Genomic DNA, 4,097 nt, shown 5'->3' on the forward strand with positions numbered 1-4,097 from the left:
TTTGCGGCGATGGGGCGTATATGAGCCTCAAATTCTTGATCGGTAGATGAAGAGTGGGCCCGTCAGGACCCGCTCTTTTTTATTAGCCGGTCCGATGAGGAGATGATCGTTTGTCCGATACGACAACGGCTGAAAATGCAATTGAACCACGCCTGATCACCGAAACCGGTCTCGATCAGCGCATTGCCGACATCATTGAGCCCGTGATCGTGCCGATGGGCTACCGCCTGGTGCGCGTGCGCATGTCCGGCCAGAACGGCCTGACGCTGCAGATCATGGCCGAGCGCAACGACGGCACCATGACCGTCGAGGATTGCGAAGAGATTTCCAAGGCCATTTCGCCGGTGCTCGATGTGGAAGATCCCGTCGACAAGGCGTATCATCTAGAAGTGTCGTCGCCGGGGATCGACCGCCCCATGGTGCGCAAGTCCGACTTCTTCCGCTGGCAGGGTCACCTGCTGAAATGCGAGACATCGGTGCTCGTTGATGGTCGCAAGCGGTTCCGTGGCAAGATCGTTGCTGTCGATGACGACGGCTTCCGGCTTGAACGCGACCAGGCCGCCTATGGCGAGGAACCCGTCGTCGTGATCCCGTTCACCACGCTTGCCGAAGCGCGGCTGATCCTGACGGACGATCTGATCCGCGATGCGCTGACCGCCGACAAGAAGGCGAAGGCCGAGCGCGCCGCGAACGAGAATTTCGAAGACGAAGATTCACCTATTGAGGAATAAGCCGGGCGGTGCGTAAAGCCCCCTGCAACCCAACGGAGACAAAACATGGCAGTCAGTGCTAACCGGCTCGAGCTTCTGCAGATCGCGGATGCCGTGGCGCGCGAAAAGGTGATCGACCGCGAAATCGTTCTGGCCGCGATGGCCGATGCGATCCAGAAGGCCGCCCGTTCGCGCTATGGGTCGGAATCGAACATCCGCGCCGACATCAACTCCAAGACCGGCGAAATCCGCCTTCAGCGTCTTCTGGAAGTGGTCGAAAAGGCTGACGATTACTCCACGCAGATCCCGCTTGAGCTCGCTCGCGATCGCAACCCGGACGCCAAGCTCGGCGACTTCATCGCCGACCCGCTGCCGCCGATGGACTTCGGTCGTATCGCCGCGCAGTCGGCCAAGCAGGTCATCGTGCAGAAGGTTCGCGAAGCTGAGCGCGATCGCCAGTTCGACGAGTTCAAGGATCGCGTCGGCGAAATCGTCAACGGCACGGTCAAGCGCGTCGAATACGGCAACGTCATCGTCGACCTCGGCCGTGGCGAAGGCATCATCCGTCGCGACGAGATGATCCCGCGCGAAAACATGCGTTACGGCGATCGTGTCCGCGCCTTCGTCTACGACGTACGCCGCGAACAGCGCGGCCCGCAGATCTTCCTGTCGCGTACCCATCCGCAGTTCATGGTGAAGCTCTTCACCATGGAAGTGCCGGAAATTTACGACGGCATCATCCAGATCAAGTCGGTTGCCCGTGACCCGGGTTCGCGCGCCAAGATCGCGGTCGTCTCGAACGATAGCTCGATCGATCCGGTCGGCGCCTGCGTCGGTATGCGCGGTTCGCGCGTTCAGGCGGTCGTCGGCGAACTGCAGGGCGAAAAGATCGACATCATTCCGTGGTCGCAGGATCCGGCGTCGTTCATCGTAAACGCGCTGCAGCCGGCGGAAGTCGCCAAGGTCGTTCTCGACGAAGATGCAGAGCGCATCGAAGTGGTCGTTCCGGACGAGCAGCTTTCGCTCGCGATCGGCCGTCGCGGCCAGAACGTTCGCCTCGCTTCGCAGCTGACCGGCTGGGATATCGACATCCTGACCGAGCAGGAAGAAAGCGAACGCCGCCAGAAGGAATTCACCGAGCGCACCAACCTGTTCATGGACGCGCTCGACGTCGATGAGATGGTCGGTCAGGTTCTGGCGTCCGAAGGCTTTGCCGCCGTTGAAGAGGTTGCCTATGTCGATCTCGACGAAATTGCTTCGATCGATGGCTTCGACGAGGAGACCGCGACCGAAATCCAGACCCGCGCCCGCGAGTACCTGGACCGGATCGAGGCGGAAATGGATGCCAAGCGCAAGGAACTCGGCGTTGCCGACGAGCTGCGTTCGATCGACGGTCTGACGAGCCAGATGCTCGTTGCGCTGGGCGAAGAAGGCATCAAGACGGTCGAAGACTTTGCCGGTTGCGCCGCTGACGATCTCGTCGGCTGGAGCGAGCGCAAGGACGGCGAAACCAAGCGTTTCGAAGGTACCTTCTCGAAGTTTGACGTTTCGCGCGCAGACGCCGAAACCATGATCGTTCAGGCCCGTCTCGCGGCCGGTTGGATCACGGAAGAGGATCTGGCGAGCGAAGAGGTCGAAGCTGAAGAGCCGATCGACGTTGCCGAAGGCGCCGAGCAGGACGCTTGAAGCGATGATCGCCTCTGATGATGCCGGCAGCATGCCTTCGGACGCTCTCCCCACGGATGGGGGTCCGAAGGATCGCAACGGCAGCACGCGGACCTGCATCGTCACCCGTGAGAGCGGTTCTCCAGACGAGTTGATCCGCTTCGTGGCCGGGCCTGACGGCCGTGTGGTTCCCGATCTGAAGCGTCAGCTTCCGGGGCGCGGCTGCTGGGTGAAGGCCGAGCGGGCGCTGATCGAAAAGGCGGTGGCGAAGAAGTTCTTCGCCCGCGCGCTCAAGGCGGACGTCAAGGCCGACGCGACGCTTTGCGACGACATCGACCGGCTGCTCGCCGAGCAGCTGGCCGGCATGATGAACATGGCGCGCAAGGCGGCCCAGTTCATCTCCGGCGCGACGAAGACCGAGCAGGCAGTCAGGGGACTGGCGGCACTCGCCGTCTTCCACGCCAGCGACGCTGCGGCCGACGGCGTGCGCAAGATAGACCAGGCCCGCAAGGCGATGAGCTTCGTGGCCGACGATGGAATGGAAATACCTTCGTTCCGCCCCTTCACCGGGGCGGAAATGGAGGGCCTTTTAGGAAGTAATGCTTTTATCCATGCCGCAGCGCTTGCAGGGCAGGCGGGTGAGGGTGTAGTGAAGCGCGCAATCATGCTCGAAAAGTACCGAGGATCCGTCCCGGTCCGGGCCGACGGCGACGCTGGCAAGCCACAGCAATGACCCGCGTCACCGGCACAGACTGGCATCGCGTACATTGTTTGAGACAATTTGGAAGACAGGGTCAGGTGATACGCATCCGGCCCTGATCGCTAGGAACGGAACGGAATGACCGACAACAACGACGACAAGACTGGCGGCGCAGCAGGCAAGAAGACGCTGACCCTGAAGCCCCATGGGGTTTCGCAGGGGACCGTGCGTCAGGACATGGGCCGTGGCCGCACCAAGGCGGTCGTGGTCGAAACCAAAAAACGCCCCTTCCATCGCCCCAAGGATGAACGCCCGATCACGCCTGTAGCCGCCGCTCCCGCTGCGCGCCCGGCCGATCAGCGTCCGGCTCAGCCGCAGCCTTCGGGTCGCCCGGCTCCGCAGCCGCAGCAGCATTCCACGCGTCAGGAAGCCAACCAGGCCAACCGTCCGCGCGTCGGTGTCGTTCTGAACCAGCTTTCTGCCGGTGAGATCGATGCGCGCCGCCGGGCTCTGGCCGAAGCGCAGATCCGCGACGCTGAAGAAGCGGTTATCCGCGCCGAGAACGAAGCACGCCGCAAGCGCGAGGAAGAGGCCCGTCTCCTGCAGGAGAAGGAAGAAGCCGCACGCCGCGCCGCCGAGGAAGCGGCCCGCGCGGCTGCCGAGCCAGAGGCCAAGGTCGAAGAAGTTGCCGAAGAGCGCCCTGTGGCTGCTCGCGCACCGGCTTCCCCTGAGCGTCGCGTTGAAAACCGCCCGCAGGCTCCGCGTCCCGCAGCCCCGGCAGGTGGACTTCCGACCCCGGCTCCGGCCGGCGCTCTGCGCGGTCGCAAGGTTGACAACGAAAAGGACGACGATCGTGGTCCGCGTCCGGGCGCAGGTCCGGCGCGCGGCAAGGTCGTACGTCCCGAGCCCGCCAAGGTTCCGGCCCGCCCGAAGGGCGACGATGGTCGCCGCCAGGGCAAGCTGACGCTGTCCACCGCTGCCGACGAGGATGCCGGCCAGCGCGCCCGTTCGCTGTCGGCCAT

Annotated in this window: 4 protein-coding genes; all 4 read left to right on the forward strand. The window is 63.5% G+C overall.

Annotated elements, in window-relative coordinates:
• Positions 1–110 precede the first annotated feature (110 nt).
• A complete protein-coding gene (rimP, locus tag VGO04_RS16940; RefSeq protein WP_327497133.1) occupies positions 111–731 on the forward strand; it encodes a ribosome maturation factor RimP in 621 nt (206 codons plus the stop codon).
• A 45-nt stretch (positions 732–776) separates the two neighbouring features.
• On the forward strand, positions 777–2,396 hold the full coding sequence (gene nusA, locus VGO04_RS16945) for a transcription termination factor NusA (protein ID WP_327497134.1): 1,620 nt from the start codon (positions 777–779) through the stop codon (positions 2,394–2,396).
• A 4-nt stretch (positions 2,397–2,400) separates the two neighbouring features.
• On the forward strand, positions 2,401–3,108 hold the full coding sequence (locus VGO04_RS16950; RefSeq protein WP_327497135.1) for an RNA-binding protein: 708 nt from the start codon (positions 2,401–2,403) through the stop codon (positions 3,106–3,108).
• 105 nt (positions 3,109–3,213) lie between these two features.
• A partial coding sequence (locus VGO04_RS16955) for a translation initiation factor IF-2 associated domain-containing protein (protein ID WP_327497136.1) occupies positions 3,214–4,097 on the forward strand: 884 nt, incomplete at its 3' end.

It is taken from the genome of Ensifer sp. (assembly GCF_035999185.1).
Taxonomy (GTDB): Bacteria; Pseudomonadota; Alphaproteobacteria; order Rhizobiales; family Rhizobiaceae; genus Ensifer.